16 protein-coding genes and 1 pseudogene are annotated in these 18,359 nt (G+C 74.1%); 13 read left to right on the top strand and 4 right to left on the bottom strand.

Annotated features, from left to right (window positions below; all coding sequences use genetic code 11):
* Positions 1–115 precede the first annotated feature (115 nt).
* The 10 genes from ACWCXC_RS15340 (at position 116) to ACWCXC_RS15295 (ending at position 11,900) form a co-directional block, all read left to right on the top strand.
* Complete coding sequence (locus ACWCXC_RS15340; RefSeq protein ID WP_450680419.1) at positions 116–565, top strand: nitroreductase family deazaflavin-dependent oxidoreductase; 450 nt, start codon at positions 116–118, stop codon at positions 563–565.
* Positions 566–617: 52 nt separating this feature from the next.
* Positions 618–1,346 (top strand): nitroreductase family protein, encoded by a 729-nt coding sequence (locus ACWCXC_RS15335; RefSeq protein WP_450680420.1) that lies wholly within the window; start codon positions 618–620, stop codon positions 1,344–1,346.
* A 230-nt stretch (positions 1,347–1,576) separates the two neighbouring features.
* Positions 1,577–3,127 carry a peptidoglycan recognition protein family protein gene (locus ACWCXC_RS15330; protein ID WP_450889071.1) on the top strand — a complete coding sequence of 517 codons (1,551 nt, stop codon included), beginning with the start codon at positions 1,577–1,579 and terminating at the stop codon, positions 3,125–3,127.
* Between the two features lie 246 nt (positions 3,128–3,373).
* Complete coding sequence (locus tag ACWCXC_RS15325) at positions 3,374–4,816, top strand: MFS transporter (protein ID WP_450889069.1); 1,443 nt, start codon at positions 3,374–3,376, stop codon at positions 4,814–4,816.
* A gap of 82 nt (positions 4,817–4,898) precedes the next feature.
* Positions 4,899–6,452 (top strand): FGGY family carbohydrate kinase, encoded by a 1,554-nt coding sequence (locus ACWCXC_RS15320; RefSeq protein ID WP_450889067.1) that lies wholly within the window; start codon positions 4,899–4,901, stop codon positions 6,450–6,452.
* Positions 6,453–6,530: 78 nt separating this feature from the next.
* Complete coding sequence (locus tag ACWCXC_RS15315) at positions 6,531–8,204, top strand: FAD-dependent oxidoreductase (RefSeq protein WP_450680424.1); 1,674 nt, start codon at positions 6,531–6,533, stop codon at positions 8,202–8,204.
* Positions 8,201–9,754 carry an FAD-binding oxidoreductase gene (locus ACWCXC_RS15310; protein WP_450889064.1) on the top strand — a complete coding sequence of 518 codons (1,554 nt, stop codon included), beginning with the start codon at positions 8,201–8,203 and terminating at the stop codon, positions 9,752–9,754. The genes ACWCXC_RS15315 and ACWCXC_RS15310 overlap by 4 nt, the downstream gene beginning before the upstream one ends.
* Positions 9,755–9,794: 40 nt before the next feature.
* The gene (locus ACWCXC_RS15305; RefSeq protein WP_450680426.1) at positions 9,795–10,454 is read left to right on the top strand and encodes a glycerol-3-phosphate responsive antiterminator; all 660 of its coding nucleotides are present in this window, start codon (positions 9,795–9,797) and stop codon (positions 10,452–10,454) included.
* Positions 10,455–10,461: 7 nt separating this feature from the next.
* Positions 10,462–10,764: a putative quinol monooxygenase gene (locus ACWCXC_RS15300; protein ID WP_450680427.1), complete on the top strand. Its 303-nt coding sequence runs from the start codon at positions 10,462–10,464 to the stop codon at positions 10,762–10,764.
* The gene (locus ACWCXC_RS15295; protein ID WP_450680428.1) at positions 10,761–11,900 is read left to right on the top strand and encodes a zinc-binding dehydrogenase; all 1,140 of its coding nucleotides are present in this window, start codon (positions 10,761–10,763) and stop codon (positions 11,898–11,900) included. Before ACWCXC_RS15300 ends, ACWCXC_RS15295 begins: the two co-directional genes overlap by 4 nt.
* A gap of 39 nt (positions 11,901–11,939) precedes the next feature.
* Here the strand turns inward: ACWCXC_RS15295 and ACWCXC_RS15290 are convergent, their stop codons facing one another.
* Complete coding sequence (locus ACWCXC_RS15290; protein WP_450680429.1) at positions 11,940–12,515, bottom strand: dihydrofolate reductase family protein; 576 nt, start codon at positions 12,513–12,515, stop codon at positions 11,940–11,942.
* A 175-nt stretch (positions 12,516–12,690) separates the two neighbouring features.
* Here ACWCXC_RS15290 and ACWCXC_RS15285 point away from each other — a divergent pair.
* The 3 genes and pseudogenes from ACWCXC_RS15285 (at position 12,691) to ACWCXC_RS15275 (ending at position 16,085) form a co-directional block, all read left to right on the top strand.
* A pseudogene (locus tag ACWCXC_RS15285) lies at positions 12,691–13,439 on the top strand (ABC transporter ATP-binding protein).
* A 162-nt stretch (positions 13,440–13,601) separates the two neighbouring features.
* Positions 13,602–14,681, top strand: coding sequence for a hypothetical protein (locus ACWCXC_RS15280; RefSeq protein WP_450889061.1), 1,080 nt, complete (start codon positions 13,602–13,604; stop codon positions 14,679–14,681).
* 162 nt (positions 14,682–14,843) lie between these two features.
* Positions 14,844–16,085 (top strand): MFS transporter, encoded by a 1,242-nt coding sequence (locus tag ACWCXC_RS15275; protein ID WP_450889059.1) that lies wholly within the window; start codon positions 14,844–14,846, stop codon positions 16,083–16,085.
* Here the strand turns inward: ACWCXC_RS15275 and ACWCXC_RS15270 are convergent.
* The 3 genes from ACWCXC_RS15270 to ureG form a co-directional block, all read right to left on the bottom strand.
* The gene (locus ACWCXC_RS15270) at positions 16,072–16,815 is read right to left on the bottom strand and encodes an SDR family NAD(P)-dependent oxidoreductase (RefSeq protein WP_450680433.1); all 744 of its coding nucleotides are present in this window, start codon (positions 16,813–16,815) and stop codon (positions 16,072–16,074) included. The genes ACWCXC_RS15275 and ACWCXC_RS15270 overlap by 14 nt on opposite strands.
* Positions 16,816–16,938: 123 nt before the next feature.
* Positions 16,939–17,655 carry an urease accessory protein UreD gene (locus tag ACWCXC_RS15265; RefSeq protein WP_450680434.1) on the bottom strand — a complete coding sequence of 239 codons (717 nt, stop codon included), beginning with the start codon at positions 17,653–17,655 and terminating at the stop codon, positions 16,939–16,941.
* A complete protein-coding gene (gene ureG / locus ACWCXC_RS15260; RefSeq protein ID WP_450680527.1) occupies positions 17,652–18,308 on the bottom strand; it encodes an urease accessory protein UreG in 657 nt (218 codons plus the stop codon). Before ureG ends, ACWCXC_RS15265 begins: the two co-directional genes overlap by 4 nt.
* Positions 18,309–18,359 lie beyond the last annotated feature (51 nt).

Raw genomic sequence — 18,359 nt, 5'->3', positions numbered from 1 at the left:
GGCCGTTCCGGTCCGCGTTCCCCCGTGCGATGGGAAGCCTGTCCAGGTGTGCGAATCCCGTGGTGGGCGGGGTGGGGATGCGACGATGGGCGGACGGACGAGCGAGGGAGTCGGCATGACGGTGGAGAACGGCGGCGGGGCGGCCCCGCGGCTCAGCCCGAGCGGCTGGGTGGCGAAGCAGGCGGAGCTGTACGAGTCCTCGGGCGGCACCAAGGGCACCACGCAGCTCGGCGTACCCTGCCTGCTGCTGGACTACGTGGGCCGGCGCAGCGGGGCGGTGCGGCGCACGGTGCTGATGTACGGGCGCGACGGGGACGACTATCTGATCGTGGGGTCCAACGGCGGCTCCGACAGCCATCCGCTGTGGTATCTGAACCTGCTGGAGAATCCCGCCGTGGAGCTGCGGGTGGGCACCGAGCGCTTCCCGGCCGAGGCGAGCACGCTGTCGGCGCGGGAGAAGGAGCGGGTCTGGCCGGGCCTGGTGGCGCTCTTCCCCCGGTACGCGCAGTACCAGGAGGGCACCTCGCGCGAGATCCCGGTCGTGCGGCTGCGCCGGACCGGCTGACGGCGGGGGGGCTCCTCGGGCGCGGGCGCCCGCGCCCGTACACTCCGCGATCATGACCACTGAAACGACGCGCGGGGCCGAAGCGGCCGCGTCCGAGGCCCTGTTCGCCACGATGTCCACGATGCGCGCGATGCGCCGCCTCAAGCCGGAGCCGGTTCCGCAGGAGACGCTGGAACAGTTGATACAGGCCGCCGTCTGGGGACCCAGCGGCGGCAACATGCAGTGCTACGAGTACGTGGTGGTGACGGACCGTGAGGTGATGGCGCGTCTGGCGCCGCTGTGGAAGCGGTGCGTGGACGCATACCTCGCGACCACCGGGAAGTTCGCGCCGGAGGGCATGGACGAGGCCGCGTACGGGCGGATGGTGGCCGCGATCGAGTACCAGCGCGACCACTTCGCGGACACCCCGGCGCTGATCGTGCCCTGTTACCGCTTCCCCGAGCCCCGGCTGGACGAGGAGGGGCTCGTGGCCTACGCGCAGGCGCTCGGTCCCGCCGGGGTCGAGCACATGACGAGCACCCAGACCCGTTTCCAGGCGCTGGCCGAGGGCTCGTGCGTCTACCCGGGGGTGCAGAACATTCTGCTCGCCGCCCGGGCGCTGGGGCTCGCGGCGAACATCACCATCTGGCATCTGATGCTGGAGCGGGAGTGGAAGGAGGCCCTGGGCATCCCGGAGTCCATGGAGACCTTCGCGGCGATCCCGGTCGGCTGGCCGATGGGGAACTTCGGTCCGGTGCGGCGCCGCCCGGTGGCCGACGTCATCCACCGCGACCGCTGGTAGTCCGTGGCGCCGGGCCCCGGTCCGCGGACCGGGGCCCGGCGGCCCGATCACCCCGGGCCCCGGCCCCCCTGATGCCGTCAACTCCATTGGGGTGAAAGGCCGTTCGACACGCCTGAGGTTCGTTGTCATGCCCTGAACAGATCGATACCCTGGGCGGGCTTCGCGGCCCCTCGGCCCGCCCGTCGGGCCCGGGGGCCGCTCCTCTTCTCCCCCACAGAGCAGGAGCAGGTATGCCCACACGCGCCGCCGCCCACACCAAGGCCCGCGCCTCGGTGCTGGCGGCCCTCACCGCCACCGTCCTCGCCGCGACCGGCACCCCGGCCCTCGCCTCGACGGACACCGGGCACCCGATGAACCGGGCCCTCGCCCGCGCGGCCGCCGCCTACGACGTCCCGCGCGATCTGCTCGCCGCCGTCGGCTACGGGGAGACCCGGCTGGACGGCCACCACGGACGCCCCAGCCAGGCGAACGGCTTCGGGGTGATGCACCTGGTCAGCAACCCCGCCCAGCACACCCTGGAACGGGCCGCCGACCTCACCGGCGCCCCCCTGATCCGGCTGCGCACGGACACGACCACCAACATCCTGGGCGGCGCGGCGGTGCTGCGCGGGTACGCCGACAGCCTCGGCCTCGACGCGAAGGACCGCGACGACCTGAACGCCTGGTACCCGGTCGTCGCCCGCTACAGCGGCTCGCAGGGCCCCACGGCCGCCCTCTACGCCGACACCGTCTTCACCTTCCTCGCGGACGGACTGGACGCCGTCACCCCCGACGGCGAACCCGTCTCGGTGACCGCCCGTCCCGTCTCCCCGCGCAAGGACGCGGCCGCCACCGCCGTCAGCACCCGCAGCGCCGACTACCCCTCCGCCCTCTGGGTGCCGGCCGACCCGGCCAACTACGCCAAGGGCCGCTCGGCGACGATCGACAAGGTGGTCGTCCACGTCACCCAGGGCTCGTACGCGGGCTCCATCAGCTGGTTCCAGAACCCGGCCTCCCAGGTCAGCTCCCACTACGTGATCCGCTCCTCGGACGGCCAGATCACCCAGATGGTGCGGGACGCCGACACCGCGTACCACGCGCGCAGCGCCAACTCCTCCTCGCTCGGCATCGAGCACGAGGGCTTCATCGACGACCCGACCTGGTTCACCGACAGCATGTACCGCTCCTCGGCCGCGCTGACCGCGTACCTGTGCGACCGGTACGGCATCCCGAAAGACCGGGCGCACATCATCGGCCACAGCGAGGCGCCCGGGAACGACCACACCGACCCGGGGCAGTACTGGGACTGGAACCGCTACATGCAGCTGGTCGGCGGGAGCACCGGCGGCTCGCCCGGCACGGACGCGCTCAGCTTCCCCTCGTACGCGACCCAGCGAAGCGGTTCGGCGGGCCCGCAGGTGAGCGCCGTGCAGACGCTCCTCAACGCGCAGGGCTTCCCGGCGGGCTCGGTCGACGGCAGCTTCGGACCGGCCACCGCGTCGGCCGTCACCGCGTTCCAGACGGCGCGCGGGCTGGACGCCGACGGGGTGGTGGGGGCCAGAACCTGGACCGCGCTGCTGTCGGCGGGCAGCACGCCCACGCTGGCCGAGGGCGGCTCCGGGGACGCGGTGAAGCGGCTCCAGCGGGCGCTGACCGCGGCGCTCGGCACGACGGTCGGCATCGACGGCACCTTCGGTCCGGCGACGGCGACCGCGGTGCGCTCCTACCAGTCGGCCCGGGGTCTGTCCGCCGACGGGATCGTGGGCCCGGCCACCTGGGCGGCGCTCCAGGCAGGGCGCTGACCTGCGCGGTCCCGGGGCCGCGCGGCGGCTCCGGGACCGTTCGTCACGTTTGGGTAACCTGCCGGAAACCCTTGACGCGCCTCCGGGGACGTTCCTAACCTCCTCGTGTAAGTCGCACTTCACGTGCTGCGGCGCTTTCCGCAGTGTTTTGGCAGGCACAGACATAGACCACCTGTCGGTGGTTTCGTCATGCCTGTTTTCTTGTGCTCCCCGTGCCGCCGATGGGTCTTCCTCGAAGGCGGATTCATGGCACAACGTCCGAGCGTCAAAGGCGTCGGCGACGTCGTTGCGCTCATCGATGGGCTGGGAAAGATCACCGGCCGGGCGCAGGTCATCTGGTTCCTCGTATTCGGCGGGCTGTTCCTCGACGCCTACTCGAACGCGGCGCTGAGCGCCGGTCTGGGGCCGATGACGACCCAGATGGAGCTGACCAGCACCCAGGTCTCGATCCTCACGGCCACCGCTCCGGCCCTGGCGATCGTCTTCAACCCGCTCGGCGGCTGGCTCGCCACCCGGATCGGCCGGGTACCCCCGCTGCTCCTCGCCAAGGTCTTCGCCATCGCGGGCGCGCTGCTCGCCGCGTTCGCCGGCGACTTCACCGTCGTCTGGCTGGGCCGGGTGCTGGTGGGCGTGGCGTACGGCATCGACTTCGCCGTCGCCATGGCGCTGCTCGCCGAGTACACCCCCGCCAAGCTGGGCGGCCGGCTGAATCTGTGGCAGGCCGTCTGGTACGTCGCCACCACCAGCAATCTGGCGCTCGCCCTGCTCTTCTTCAACCTGGACGTCGGCGCGGACATCTGGCGCTGGTCGGTGGGGTCGGCCGCGGTCGTCGCGGTCGCGCTGCTGCTGGGCCAGTGGCTGATGCTCAAGGAGAGCCCCACCTGGCTGGCGAGCAAGGGCCGGCTGGACGAGGCGGTCCTCAACCTCGACCGGATCTACGGCATCAAGGCGGTCGCCGGGAAGCCCGACGAGGCGACCCGGGCCGCGAGCGAGGCCCCCGCCATCGGCTTCCGGCAGGCCGGGGTGCTGTTCCGCGGCGACTACCTGCCGCGCACGATCCTGTCCTCGGTGATCTCACTGGGTCAGTCGATGCAGTACTTCGCGGTCGGCTGGTACCTCCCGCTGATCAGTCTGACGATCTTCGGCGAGAGCTTCGAGAAGGCCACGATCGGCTCGATGGTGTTCAACGCCTTCGGCATCGCGGGCGGGCTGCTGTCGGCGTACTTCGGGCGCCGGCTCGGGCTGCGGCTCAGCTCCGCCGCCGGGTTCGCCGGGGTGTTCGTCGCCCTGGTGGCGATGGGGCTGACCTTCGAGAAGGTGCCCACGGCGGTGGCGTTCCTGCTGCCGGTGCTGTTCATCCTCTGCCACTCCACGGGGCCGGGCGCCAACGGCAAGTCCATCGCCGCGCTCTCGTACAGCAGCGACGTGCGCGCGCTGGGCACCGGCGTCACCGGAATGGTCGGCAGCTTCGGCAGTGTCGCCGGGCTCTACCTCTTCCCGCAGATCAAGGAGGGGCTCGGCCTCGCCGACACCTTCCTGGTGCTGTCCGTCGTGCCGCTGCTCGGCATGATCACCTGCCTGGCGATCAAGTGGGACCCGATGAAGGCCCCCTCGCCCGACGAGATGGCGGGGCAGGACGCCGCCGGACCGGACGCGCGGGAATCCGCGCCGGCCACCGCCGCGCGCTGACCGTCCGCCGGTCCCGCCGCACCCCACGATGGTCCCTCTCCCCCTCCGTACAGCTCGCGACGCTCGCAAGGAAAGGCCCGCAATGACGCAGACGCTCCCCGGCGCCGCCTCCCGGCGCGGTGTGCTGGCCATCGACGAGGGCACCACCGGCACCCGGGCCGGAGTCGTACTCGACTCCGGCGGGGCGCACGAGGTGTTCTACCGCTCGATCGCGGTCAGCCACCCGGACGACCACTCGGTCGAACAGGACCCGATGGAGATCTGGACCGCCACGCTGGAGGTGGCGCGCCGGGCCGTCGCCGCCGCGCGGGCGGAGGGGATCACGGTCACCGCCGTGGCCCTCTCCACCCAGCGGGCCACCGCGATGCTGTGGGACCGCGTGACCGGGCGGCCGCTGCTGCCCGCCGTGGTGTGGCAGGACCGGCGGTACGCCGCCGAACTCACCGCGCACGAGGAGCGGTGGGACGCCGTCCTCACCGCCCGGCAGGGCCGCCCCGTCGGGGCCCGCGCGCCGTTCCTCTGGGCCGCCCGGCAGATCGCCGCGCACCCGGAGGCGGCCGAGGCGTACCGCGCGGGCCGGCTGCTCTTCGGCACCGTCGACACCTGGCTGATCTGGCGGCTGACCGGAGGCGCCGTGCACGCCACCACCCCGACCAACGCCGCGTCCACCGGCGGCTATCTGCTCCAGCACCACGCCTGGGACGAGGAGTGGATCGGCCATCTCGGCTTCCCCCTCGACCTGCTGCCCGAGCTCCGCTCCGACGACGCCGGGTTCGGCACCACCGACCCGGCCGCCCTCGGCATCTCCGTACCGCTGGCCGCCTCCATGGGCGACCAGCACGCGGCCCTGATCGCGCTCGGCGGGCTGGCCGCCGGGCAGGGCATGTGTGTGTACGGGACGGGCGCCTTCGTCGACGCCGCGACCGGCACCACCCCCGCCCTGCCCCGGCCCGACATCGCCGGAGTCCTCGCCCAGCCCGGCTACCGGCAGGGCTCCACCAGCCACTACAGCCTGGAGGCGTACACCTCCACGGCGGGGTCGGCGCTGCGCTGGCTCTGCGACGACCTGGGCCTGTTCGCGTCGCCGAAGGAGCTCGGTGAGGAGGCGGGCCGGGTCCCCACCCGGCCGGGCCGCACCCCGCGTTTCGTCCCGGCGCTCGCCGGGGTCAGGACGCCGGTCTGGCACCCGGAGGCCACCGCCGCCCTCACCGGGCTCACCCTCGCCACCACCCGGGCCGATCTGGCCCGCGCCGTCCTGGACGGCATCGCGCACTCGGTGTGCGACCTCGTCGACGGGGTCGCCGCCACGATGAACGCCCCGTTCACCCGGCTGCGGGTCGGCGGCGGGGTCGCGGGCAGCGACCCGCTGCTGCGGATCCAGGCCGATCTGACCGGTCTGCCGCTGGAGCGGGTCGCCGACTCGGCCACCGCCAGCCTGCGCGGCACCGCCTATCTCGCCGGGGTCGCCCAGGGGCTGTGGGGCTCCCTGGAGGAGGTCGTCGAGGCGCAGCCCCGGGGCCGGATCTTCGAACCGTCCCTCGGCGCGGACGAACGCGCCGCCCAGCGGGGGGCCTGGCGCGAGGTGCTGATCGGCCATCTCCAGGACCCCGCCCTCACCCCCCTCACCCCTCGCTGACGGCCCGCCGGCCGTCGGCACGCGACCGGCCGCCCGACCACGCGGCCGCCGCACCGTGAACCACCAGGAGTTGATGTTGTGATCACCATGCCCGCCAGGAAACCGCGGCGCGCCGCCGCGGCGACCCGCCGCACCCCGCTGCTGCTGGACCGCGCGGCGGCCAAGCGGCGGCTGGCCGACGACACGTACGACGTCCTCGTCATCGGCGGCGGCGTCACCGGGGCGTACGCCGTGCTGGACGCCGCCTCGCGGGGGCTGCGCGCCGCGCTCGTCGAGAAGGACGACTTCGCCTCGGGGACCTCGTCGAAGTCCTCGAAGATGGTGCACGGCGGCCTGCGCTACATCGAGCAGGGCAACGTCAACCTGGTCCGCCACTCGCTCCTGGAGCGCCACCGCTTCCGCAAGAACGCCCCGCACCTGGTGCACCGGCTGCCGTTCCTCTTCCCGATCCTGGAGAAGGAGGGGGTCTTCGACGCCCGGCTCGCCAAGGGCTTCGAGGGTCTGCTCTGGACGTACGACCTGGTCGGCGGCTGGCGGATCGGCAAGCTGCACCAGCGGCTGACCGTCCCGGAGGTCCTCGCGCAGGCGCCGACGCTGCGCGCGGAGAACCTCAAGGGCGGGCTGGTCTACTTCGACGCCCGCACCGACGACGCCCGGCTGGTGCTCACCATCGTGCGCACGGCCGCCGCCCTGGGCGCGACCGTGCTGAACGGCGCCAAGGCCGAAGGACTGCTCATGGAGGCCGGGAAGGTCTCCGGGGCGCGGGTCTCGGCGGACGGCGACACCTTCGACATCCGGGCGCGGGCGGTCGTCAACGCCACCGGGGTGTGGACCGACGAACTGGACGCCAAGGCCGTCGACGGCCACCGGCCCCAGGTGCGGCCCGCCAAGGGCGTGCACATCGTGGTGCCGTGGGACAAGGTGCGGATCAACTGCACGGTCACCGTCCCGATCCCGGGCCGGGCCCGCCGCGCCACCTGCACCCGCTGGGGCAACGCCGTGGTGCTGGGCACCACGGACGAGGACTACCAGGGCTCGCCGGACGACGTGCACTGCACGCGCGAGGAGATGGACTTCCTGCTGGAGGGCGCCAACACCGCCTTCGAGGGGAAGCTCACCCCGGACGACGTGGTCGGCTCGATCGGCGGGCTGCGCCCGCTGGTCGGCGGCAAGGAGGGCGCGACGCTCGACATGCGCCGCGACCACCACATCAGCGTCGGCCGCACCGGCATGGTGACGGTGACCGGCGGCAAGCTCACCACCAGCCGGCACATGGGCGAGCTGGTCATCGACAAGGTGATGACCGTCCTGGGCCGCCGGGGGAAGAGCCGCACCACCGACCTTCCGCTGCTCGGCGGCGCCGGCTACGACGCCGAGGCCGTGGCCGCGTCCGGCGGGCTCGCCGCCCATCTCGGCGAGCGCTTCGGCACCGAGGCCCGCTTCGTCGGCGACCTCATCCAGGAGGACCCGGCGCTGGCCGAACCGGTCGTCGCCGGACTCCCGTACACGAAGGCCGAGGTGGTGTACGCGGCACGGGCCGAGCTGGCCCGTTCCGTCGACGACGTCCTCTCCCGCCGCACCCGCGCCCGGCTCTTCGCCCGCGACGCCTCCGCCGAGGCGGCCGGCACCGTCGGCGCGATCCTCGGCCGCGAACTGAACCTCAGCCAGTCCGAGGTGGAGCGCTCCGTCTCCGACTACCTCGCCTCCGTCCGCCACGAAAAGTCCGTACTCCTCGAAGGGGCCGCAGCATGATCAGCCGTCAGACCATCACCCATCCGTTCAACCGGGGCGACTACACGGTCGGCGCGCCCAGCCCCGCCAAGTGGGCCCGGAACACCCCCGTCGGGGACGGCGACGCCGCGCTCCAGAGCAGCCCGGTCGAGGTGCCGGAGACCGTGATCGAGGCGCTGCGCGAGGTCGCGGAGGCCGTCCACGTGGAGCGCGCTGAGGTCGTCGCGCGGACCCGTGACTGGTGGGCCGGTTCGATGATCGGCGAGACCGAGGGACGGCCCGCGACGCCGGACGCCGTGGTCGTCGAGGCGGCCGACGCGGACCAGGTCGCGGCCGTGCTGCGGATCTGCCACGAGGCGGGTATCCCCGTCACCCCGTCGGCGGGGCGCTCCAACGTGACCGGGGCGGCGCTCCCCGTCTTCGGCGGGGTGGTGCTCGACGTGTGCCGGCTGAACGCGATCACCGGTTTCGACGCCGAGTCGAACGTGGTGGACGTGCAGGCCGGCATGTTCGGCGACCTCTTCGAGAAGCAGCTCCAGGAGGAGTACGGCGTGACGACGGGCCACTGGCCGTCCGCGTTCGCCGTCTCCACGGTCGGCGGCTGGATCGCCTGCCGGGGCGCCGGCCAGCTCTCGACCCGCTACGGCAAGATCGAGGACATGGTCGTGGGCGTGGACGTGATCCACGCCGACGGCACCCGTGCCACCTACGGGGACTACGCCCGCGCGGCGGTCGGCCCGGACCTGCGCCAGCTCTTCGTCGGCTCCGAGGGCACGCTCGGCGTCATCGTCTCGGCGCGGCTGCGCGTGCACCCCCTCCCGGAGTACGCGAACGCCGTCGCGTTCGGCTTCGCGACCTTCGCCGAGGGTCTGGACGCCTGCCGGAAGATCATGCAGCGCGGGGCGACCCCGGCGGTGCTGCGGCTGTACGACGCCCTGGAGTCGGGCACCCACTTCGGCCACCCCGAGACCAATCTGCTGCTGATCGCGGACGAGGGCGACCCGGCGATCGTGGACGCCTCGCTGAAGGTGGCGGCCGAGGTCTGCGCGGAGTACGGCCCCGAGCTGGACTCCCGGGCCGTGTTCGAGCGCTGGCTGGACGAGCGGATGCTGGTCGGCAAGTCCTCGGACGGCTTCACCCCCGGTCCGGGCTTCGTCGCGGACACCCTGGAGATGGCGGCCTCCTGGGCCGACCTGCCGGTGATCTACGACGAGGTGGTGGCCGCGATCCAGGCGGTGCCCGGCACCCTGGCGGCCTCCGCGCACCAGTCGCACGCCTACACCGACGGCGCCTGCGTCTACTTCTCGCTCCGCGGCGACGTGGCCCCCGAGGCGCGGCGCGACTGGTACCGCGCGGTGTGGGACGCGGCGAACGCCGTGCTGATCAAGCACGCGGCGGCGCTCAGCCACCACCACGGCTGCGGTCTGCTGCGCGGCCCCTACCTGCGGGAATCGCTGGGCGCGGGCTTCGAGACCTTCGTCGCGGTGAAGAAGGCCCTGGACCCGGCCGGCATTCTCAACCCTGGCAAACTGGGCCTTCCCAGCCGATTCGGTACGTCTCCGCTGAACTGATCCGGCGCAGTCGCACCTCTCCTCCCAGGCAGGCCATGCCATGACCCCTTCCCCGTCCCGGTCCGGCGCCCCGCTCGACCCCCGGCTCGGCTCGGCGTTCGCCGAGGTGCCGGTGATCGCGTCCGTCGTCGGTGCCCAGCCGCTGCGGCAGTTCCTGACCGCACCGGCCCGGGTGTGCATCCTCGCGTCGTTCGCCGTGGGGCAGCTGCCCCAGGTCGTGCCGGCGCTGGGCCGGGCGGGGAAGCTCGTGTTCGTGAACGTGGACAGCAGCCCCGGTCTGGCGCAGGACCGGGGCGCGCTGGAGTTCCTCAAGAACATGGGCGCGCACGGCGTGGTCAGCACCCGGCTCTCGCTCATAGAGAAGGGCCGGCCGCTGGGCCTGCTGACCATGATGAAGGTGTTCGTCACCGACCGGTCCAATCTGCGCCGCTCCACGGACGCGATCGCGCGCGGGGCGCCGGACCTGGTCGAAGTCATGCCCGCCCCGATCATCGCCCGGATGAGCGCGCAGTCCCAGCGCGCGATGTCCCCGTCGGTGGCCGCGGGCTTCGTGGAAGACCCCTCGGACGTGGCGCTCGCCCTGGCCCTCGGCTCGGTCGCCGCCGCCACCTCCGACCCCCGCCTCTGGCATCTGCGCCGCGACCAGCTGCCGCCGGTCCCGCCGGGCGCCCTCAAGAGGCCCTCCCCACCCCAGGAGTAGTACCGAAGTGAGTTACGTCGTCATCGCCCGCTACCGCACCCGGGAGGGCGCCGAGGACACCGTCCTGCCGCTCCTCGACACCATGGCCGCCGCCTCCCGCGCCGAGCCCGGCAATCTCGCCTACCGCGTCCACCAGGGCACCGAGGACCCCCGCGCGATCGCGCTCTACGAGGAGTACGCGAGCGAGGCCGACTTCACCGCGCACTGCGAGACCCCGCACTTCCGGGAGATCGTCCTCGGCCGGGTCGTCCCGCTGCTGGAGAGCCGCGAAGTCCTGCGCTGCACGCCGCGCGAGGGGGCGGACGCATGAGGACCCGGGCCGTCGTCCTGCGCCGGACCTCGACCGCGCGGCCGTACACGGACTCCTGTCCGGTCGCGGTGGAGGAGCTGGAGCTCGGCGCCCCGCGCGAGGGCGAGGTCCTGGTCCGGGTCGCGGCCGCCTCCCTGTGCCACTCGGACCTCTCGGTCGTCAACGGGGACCGGGTCCGCCCGCTGCCGATGGCGCTCGGCCACGAGGCGGTCGGCGTGGTCGAGGAGACCGGGCCGGGGGTGCGCCGGGTCTCCCCCGGTGACCATGTGGCGCTCGTCTTCGTGCCGAGTTGCGGTTTCTGCGCCGACTGCGCGGCGGGGCGGCCCGCCCTGTGCGCCCAGGCCGCCGCCGCGAACGGTGCCGGGGCGCTGCTGCACGGCCCCTCCCTGCTCACCGACGCCTCCGGCGCACCCGTCCACCACCAGCTGGGCGTCTCGGCGTTCTCCTCGCACACGGTGGTCGCCCAGGAGTCCCTGGTGCCGATCCCCCGGGACATCCCGTTCACCGTGGCGTCGATGTTCGGCTGCGCGGTGCTCACCGGGGCGGGCGCGGTCATCAACACGGCGGCGCTGCGCCCCGGTCAGTCGGCCGTGGTCTACGGGCTGGGCGGGGTGGGCCTCTCTGCGGTGCTGGGCGCGAGGGCGGCCGGGGCGTACCCGGTGATCGCCGTCGACCCGGTGCCGGAGAAGCGCGACCTGGCCCTGCGGCTGGGCGCCACGCACGCGTACGCCCCCGAGGAGGCGGTCGCCGCGATCCGCGAACTGACGTCCGGCGGGGCGGAGGTGGCGGTCGAGGCCGTGGGCAGCCCGAAGGTCATGGCCGCGTGCCTGACGGCCGTGGCGCGCGGCGGCAAGGTCGTCTCGGTGGGGCTGCCGGCCCCGGACCGGACGCTGGAGGTGCCGGCGCTCACCTTCGCGGGCGAGGGCAAGTCGCTGCTCGGTTCGTACATGGGCGACGCGGTGCCGCGCCGGGACATCCCCCGCTTCCTGGACCTGTGGCGGGCCGGACTCATGCCGGTGGAGCTGATGCACACCGGGACCCTGGGCCTGGACGGGATCAACGACGCGATGGAGGAGCTGGCCTCGGGCCGGGCGATCCGCCAGGTCCTGGACACCTCGGGCCTGCTGGCCGCGTGAGCGTCGGGACGGGCCCGTGCGCCGCCGTCGGCGTACGGGTCAGTCCCCGCGTTCGGTGTCGCGCGCGTAGTGCAGTTCCACGACCCCGCTGCCGAAGGACCGGGTCCCGAGGAGCCGGAGCGGGGTGACCGTGTCCGTCAGCGGGAACATACGCCGCCCGCGCCCGATGAGCACGGGGTGAACGGTGACCCGGTACTCGTCGATCAGGTCGAGCGCCGCGAACGACGCGGCGAGGTCGGCGCCGCCGAGCCCGAGGTCGCCGCCGGGCCGCTCCTTCAGCGCCCGCACCTCCTCGGGCACGACGTCGTGGATGACGGCGGTCGCCCAGTCGATGTGGTCCCGCGTGCGGGAGTAGACGTACTTCGGCATGTCGCGCCAGATGGGCGCGAACTCGGCCGTCGCTCCGGCGTTCGCCGGGTCCTCGTCGGCGGTGGGCCAGAAGTCCGCCATCAGTTCGTGCACCACGCGCCCGTGCAGGAATCCGCCCAGTTCGGCGATGGTCTCGTTGAAGTACCGGTGCAGTTCGTCGTCGACCCGGTGCCAGCCGATGTCCTGGTCCGGGCCCTCGATGTAGCCGTCGAGGGAGATCGACATGGAGTAGATGATCTTGCGCATCGCGGACCTCACCGGGGTGTCGGGAGCGGGCGTGCCCCGACCCTACCGGGCGGCGGGGCCCCGGAGGGGCACCTCGTACGGGCGGTTCGCGCCCCTCGGTGGTTCGGTTTTCCGAACCCCCGGTCCGGGGGCTGCCGGGATCGATCGCCGCCGCGCACGGCCCCAGGATGGAGCCATGGCTGAGACGACGAGCACCACCACGGAATGGGCCGCGCGGGCGGACGGACTGCACCGCGAGTACCGGCGCGGCGGCACGGCGGTCAGGGCCCTGCGCGGGGTGTCGGTGGCCCTGCGGCCCGGGACGTTCACGGCGTGATGGGCCCCTCCGGATCGGGCAAGACCACGCTGCTGCACTGTCTGGCCGGGATGGACCGGCCCACCCGCGGCTCGGTGCGCTGGGGCTCCACCGAGGTGTCGCGGCTTCCGGAACGGCGCCTGGCCGAACTCCGGCGCCGGCGGACCGGGTTCGTCTTCCAGGCGTTCAATCTGATGCCCGCGATGACCGTGGAGCAGAACGTCGAGCTGCCCGGCCGGCTCGCCGGGCACCGCCCCGAAGGGGCCCGGGTCCGCGAGGCGCTGGCCCGGGTGGGTCTGACCGGCCGGGAGCGGAGCCGGCCCGGCCAGCTGTCCGGAGGCCAGCAGCAGCGGGTGGCGATCGCCCGCGCCCTGGTCTCCCGCCCCGAGGTGCTCTTCGCGGACGAGCCCACGGGCGCCCTGGACCGTGCCACCGGCCGCGAGATCCTCGGGCTGCTGCGCGACGGCGTCGACCGGGACGGCAGCACCTGTGTGATGGTGACCCACGATCCCGTCGCCGCCGCGTACGCCGACCGGGTCCTGCTGCTCTCCGACGGCCTGGTCGTGGACGAACTGGACCGCCCCGACGCGGCCTCGATCGGCGCGCGGTTGAGCCGGCTCGCCGCGTGATGCCCGTGCTCGCGCTCCAGCGGATGCGCGGGCGGCCCGGCGCGGGCGTACGGTACGGCGGCGCTCGGGTCCCGGCGGACGGCCGGCGCCGCACCCCCGCACCCGTCGTGATCTACGCTCGGCGGACCGCCCCCCGCCGCACCGCCCCGAGGAGTCGTCCGGATGAGAGTCGGAACCGCACGCGCCGCCGCGCGCCGCTGGGTGGCCGCGCACGCCCGCGACCTCCCGGGCTACCGGGGCGCCTACTTCGGCGGATCGACGGTGGGGAAGCCCGACGACGCCGAGCTTGCGCCCTCGTCCGACGTGGACGTGATGGTGGTGACGGAGGCGGACGACCCACCGGTCAAGCCGGGCAAGTTCCGTTACGGGGGCGCCCTGTTGGAGGTCAGCATCGAGCCGTGGGCCCAGCTGCGGGACCCGGGGGCCGTGCTCTCCTCGTACCATCTGGCGGGCGCCTTCCGCACCGACACGGTGATCGACGATCCGAGCGGCGCGCTGCGGGCGCTGCACGCGGCGGTGGCGCCCCGGTTCGCCGAGCGGGATCGGGTGCGGGCCCGGTGCCTGGACGCACGGCACCGGATCGAGTCCCGGCTGGCCGCGTACGATCCCGGCGCCCCGTTCCACGAACGGGTGACGGCGTGGATGTTCCCGACCGGGGTCACCACGCATGTGCTGCTGGTGGCGGCGCTGCGCAATCCGACGATCCGGCTGCGGTACCGGGCGGCCCGCGAGGTGCTGGAGGCGTACGGGCGGCCGGAGCTGCACCGTGAACTGCTGGACCTGCTGGGCTGCGCCGAGGTGCCCGCGGAGACGGTCGGGCACCATCTGGACGAGCTGGCCCGGACGTTCGACGCGACGGTGCCGGTGGCGCGCACCCCGTTCTTCTTCAGCGGGGACCTCACCGCCGAGGCGCGGCCGGTCGCCGTCGACGGAAGCCGGGAACTGGTGGAGCGCGGCGAGCACCGGGAGGCCGTCTTCTGGATCGTGGCGACGTTCGCCCGCTGCCACACGGTGCTGGCCGCGGACGCCCCGGCGCTGCACGCGGAGCGGCTGCCGGCGTTCCGGGCGGCGGTGGCGGCGCTCACCGGGGTGGCGGGGCCGGACGAGCTGCCGGCCCGGGGCGAGAAGGTGCTGCGGTTCCTCCCCCGGCTGTGGGAGGCGGCCGAGGAGATCCTGGCGGCCAACCCGGAGATCACGGAGACCACCGAGGGACGTGCGCCGCTGCCGCCGCGCCCGCTCTGATAATTTGCCCGCATGTCATTCCTCCGTGCGTAGACCCGGGCCACGGCCCCCGGGCGTGTGCCGCTCCACGCCCTCGCCCCGGACCCCGTCCCGGGTGGGCCCCTCCGGTGTCCCCGCACGTCCCGGCGCCCTTCGCGCGCCGCCCTCACGAGGAATGCCGTCGTGTCTCTTTCGTATGCCTCCGTTCTGCGCGTCCCGCGCGCCGCACGCCCCTTCGGCGCCACCCTGCTGGGGCGCCTGTCCTACGGGATCGTCCCGCTCGCCCTGCTGCTCGCCGTCAAGAACGCCACCGGGTCGTACGCGGTCGCGGGCGCGGTGATGGCCCTGTTCGGGGCCCTGAGCGTCGTCCTGTCCCCCGCCCGCGCGGCGCTGATCGACCGGTACGGGGCCCGGCGCGTCCTGCCGCCGATGGCGGGGGTGTACGCGGCGCTGCTCGGCGTCGTGGCGCTGCTGACCTGGCGGCCCGGCGCACCCGCCGTCCTCGTCGGCGCGCTCGCCGTGGCGGCGGGTGCCTGCACACCGCCGCTCGGCCCGGTCATGCGGGCGGTGTGGAGCGCCCTGGTCCCCGACCGGGCGCTGTTGCAGCGCGCGTACAGCCTGGACGGCGTCGCCGAGGAACTGATGTACATCACCGCCCCGTTGCTCGTCGGGGTGCTGCTCACCGTCTCCGGGCCCTCGGCCGGGGTGCTCGTCGGCGCGGTGCTGGTCTTCGCCGGGGCGACGATCCTGGCGACCTCGCCCGCGGTGCCGCGCGGCGGCCTCGCGCGGGCGGCCGGGGCCGGGACGTCCGCGCCGGCCCGGCTGCGGCTGCGCGGCATCGCCCCGCTGCGGCACGCGGTCCTGGTGATGGCCGCGGTGGGCCTCGGGCTCGGCGCGCTGGAACTGCTGGTGGTGGCGTTCACCGAGCGGCTGCACGCGCCCGCCTCGGTCTCCTGGGTGCTGGCCGCGCTCTCGGCCGGGAGCGCGGTCGGCGGGCTGTCCTACGGGGCGGTGCGGTGGACGTCCTCGGACCGCGTCCGGCTGCCGCTGGTCGCCGCAGCCCTGGGGGCGACGCTGCTGGCGGCCGGGTTCTCTCCCCGGCTGCCGGTGCTGGCGGCCCTGATCGCGGTCGCCGGGCTGTTCGTCGCCCCGGCGCTCACCACCGCGTATCTGATCGCGGACGCGTCGGTGGACGAAGGCCGGCGCACGCAGGCGGGGGCGTGGGTGAACACCGCGTTCAACGCCGGTTCGGCGGGCGGCAGCGCGGCGGCCGGGCTGCTGGTCGGCCGGCTTCCGCTCGCGGTGTGCTTCGCGCTCGCCGCGGCCCCGGCGCTGCTGTGCGGGCCGCTGGCGCTGCGCGCCGGGGCGCGCCGGCCCGGTGCGGCGGACACCGGCGCGCCGACGGACGCGGTCAGCGGAGCTTGATCGCGCCGCCGTCGGCCATCAGCGTCTGGCCGGTGATGTAGCGGGCGTCGTCGCTCGCCAGGAACGCGACGACGGGGGCGACGTCCGTGCGCGGGTCACCGAAGCGGCCGAGGGGGACCTTGGCCGCGGACAGGGCGTACTGCTCGGGGTGGGCCTCCGCCCAGGCGGCCACTCCGGCGGTGCGGGCCATCGGGGAGACGACGTTGACCCGGATCTGGTCGGCGGCCCACTCGTTGGCGACGACCCGGCTCAGCCCGCGGATGGCCTCCTTCGCGGCGGCGTAGGAGGCCTGGTTGGGCTGGCCGTCGATGCCGGCGCCCGAGGCGAAGTTGATCACGGCGCCCTGCCGGTCGCGCAGCTGCGGGTGGGCGGCGAGCATGAAGTTGCGGGTGGCGAACAGGCCGGTGTCCAGGGCGAGTTTCCAGTCGTCCTCGGTCTGCTCGGTGAACGGGCGCACGCGCGAGGCGCTGGCGTTGTTGACGAGGACGTCGAGGTGGCCGAAGCGCTCGACGGCGGTGGCGACGGCCAGATCCGCGACGGCCCGGTCGGAGACGTCGCCGCGGAGGAAGGCGACGGAGTCGCCGAGGTCGGCCACGAGGGTGTCCCCGGCCTCCTGCTGGAGGTCGACGACCACGACGCGGGCGCCGCGCTCGACGAAGAGCCGGGTGACGGCCTCCCCGATGCCGGAGGCTCCTCCGGTGACGACGGCGACCTTGTTCTCCAGTGTCATGGCGCTGTTCCTTCTGTTCGCTGGGTGCGGCGACGCCCCCGCCGTACGCCTCTGAATATGCACCATACATCAGATATGTATGGTGCATATTCAGAGGCCGCGCCCGACGGCGTCCTCCGGCGCTCAGGGCTGGCTCCACGCCTCCCAGAGGGCCGTCAGCTCCGCGTCGACGGCCGGGGCGGCGGTGTCCAGCAGCCGGATCTGCGCGCCGGGCCCGGCCAGCTCCGCGCGGCGCGGGTGCGGCGGACCGGGCGGGCGGACGCCGAGCGCCGTGACCGCGCCGACGACGCGGTGCGGGCCCAGCAGCCCCGGCAGGGCACGTACGTCCGCGTCGGTGAGGTCCAGGTCCTCGACCAGCAGCTCCTCGTCGTCGTACGTCACCCGGGTGACGGCCCGCACGCTGCCGCCGCGCTCCCCCGAGCGGCCCAGCACGAGCGTGTCGCGCCACAGCATCCGGGCCCCGGCCGCGAGGACGACGTCCATCTCGCGGAGCACGTCCGCCCCGGAGGAGACGACGAACGGCTGCCCGGCCCAGAGGAGTTCGCCGCCCTCCGCGACCTCGACCCGGGCCCGCCACCGGGAGCGTCCGCCCCGGTGGTCGTAGGCGACGAGCCCGGCCGGCTCGACGAGTTCGAGGCGGGCGCCGGGGCCGACGGAGATCCGCAGTCCGAGGTCGTCGCCGGCGAGCAGCCCGGCCCGGGTGCCGACCAGGGCGATCCTGAGCCGGTCCGGTTCGGGCAGCAGCGGGCGGGGGGCGAGGAAGGCGCCGGGGCGCAGGACGCGGGCCACGTGGCGGCCCGAGGCGTCGCGCTCCACGCCGACGACGACGGGCTCGTTCACGTGTGGGCGTGGCTGTGCGGCGCCATCGGGCCCGGATCGGTGGGGACATGGGCGCCCGCGCGGTGGCGGGCGAGCAGCCCCCGTACCCAGTCGGCCAGTTCGGCGACGGAGGCCGGGTCCTTGCGGGAGAGCGCCAGCACCGGGAGCCCGTCGCGCACGGCCTCGGCGTCCGCGACCATCGCGGCGACGTCCACCTCCACATGGGGGGCGAGGTCCGTCTTGTTGACGACGAGCAGATCGGCGCCGGTGATGCCGGGGCCGCCCTTGCGCGCCACGTCGCCACCGCCCGCCACGTCGATGCAGAAGAGCTGGGCGTCCGCGAGGGCCGGGCTGAAGGTGGCGGTGAGGTTGTCGCCGCCGCTCTCCACGAGGACCAGGTCCAGCGGCCCGAACTCCTCCTCCAGGTCCTCGACCGCGTCCAGGTTGGCGCTGACGTCGTCGCGGATCGCGGTGTGCGGGCAGGCGCCCGTCTCGACCGCGCGGATCCGCTCGGTGGGCAGCACGCCCGCCGAGCGCAGGAAGCGCGCGTCCTCGTCGGTGTAGATGTCGTTGGTGACGACGGCCATGGCCAGTTCGTCCGCCAGCTCCCGGCAGAGCGTGGCCAGGATGGAGCTCTTGCCGGTGCCGACCGGTCCGGCGACGCCCAGGCGCAGGGCGCGGGCCGGGGACCGGTGGACGTGGGGGTGCGGGTGGGCGGGTGCGGC

The organism is Streptomyces sp. NPDC001515 (assembly GCF_053597115.1).
Note: the sequence above shows the minus strand (reverse complement) of the source record. Positions and strands in the feature narration are given on the sequence as shown.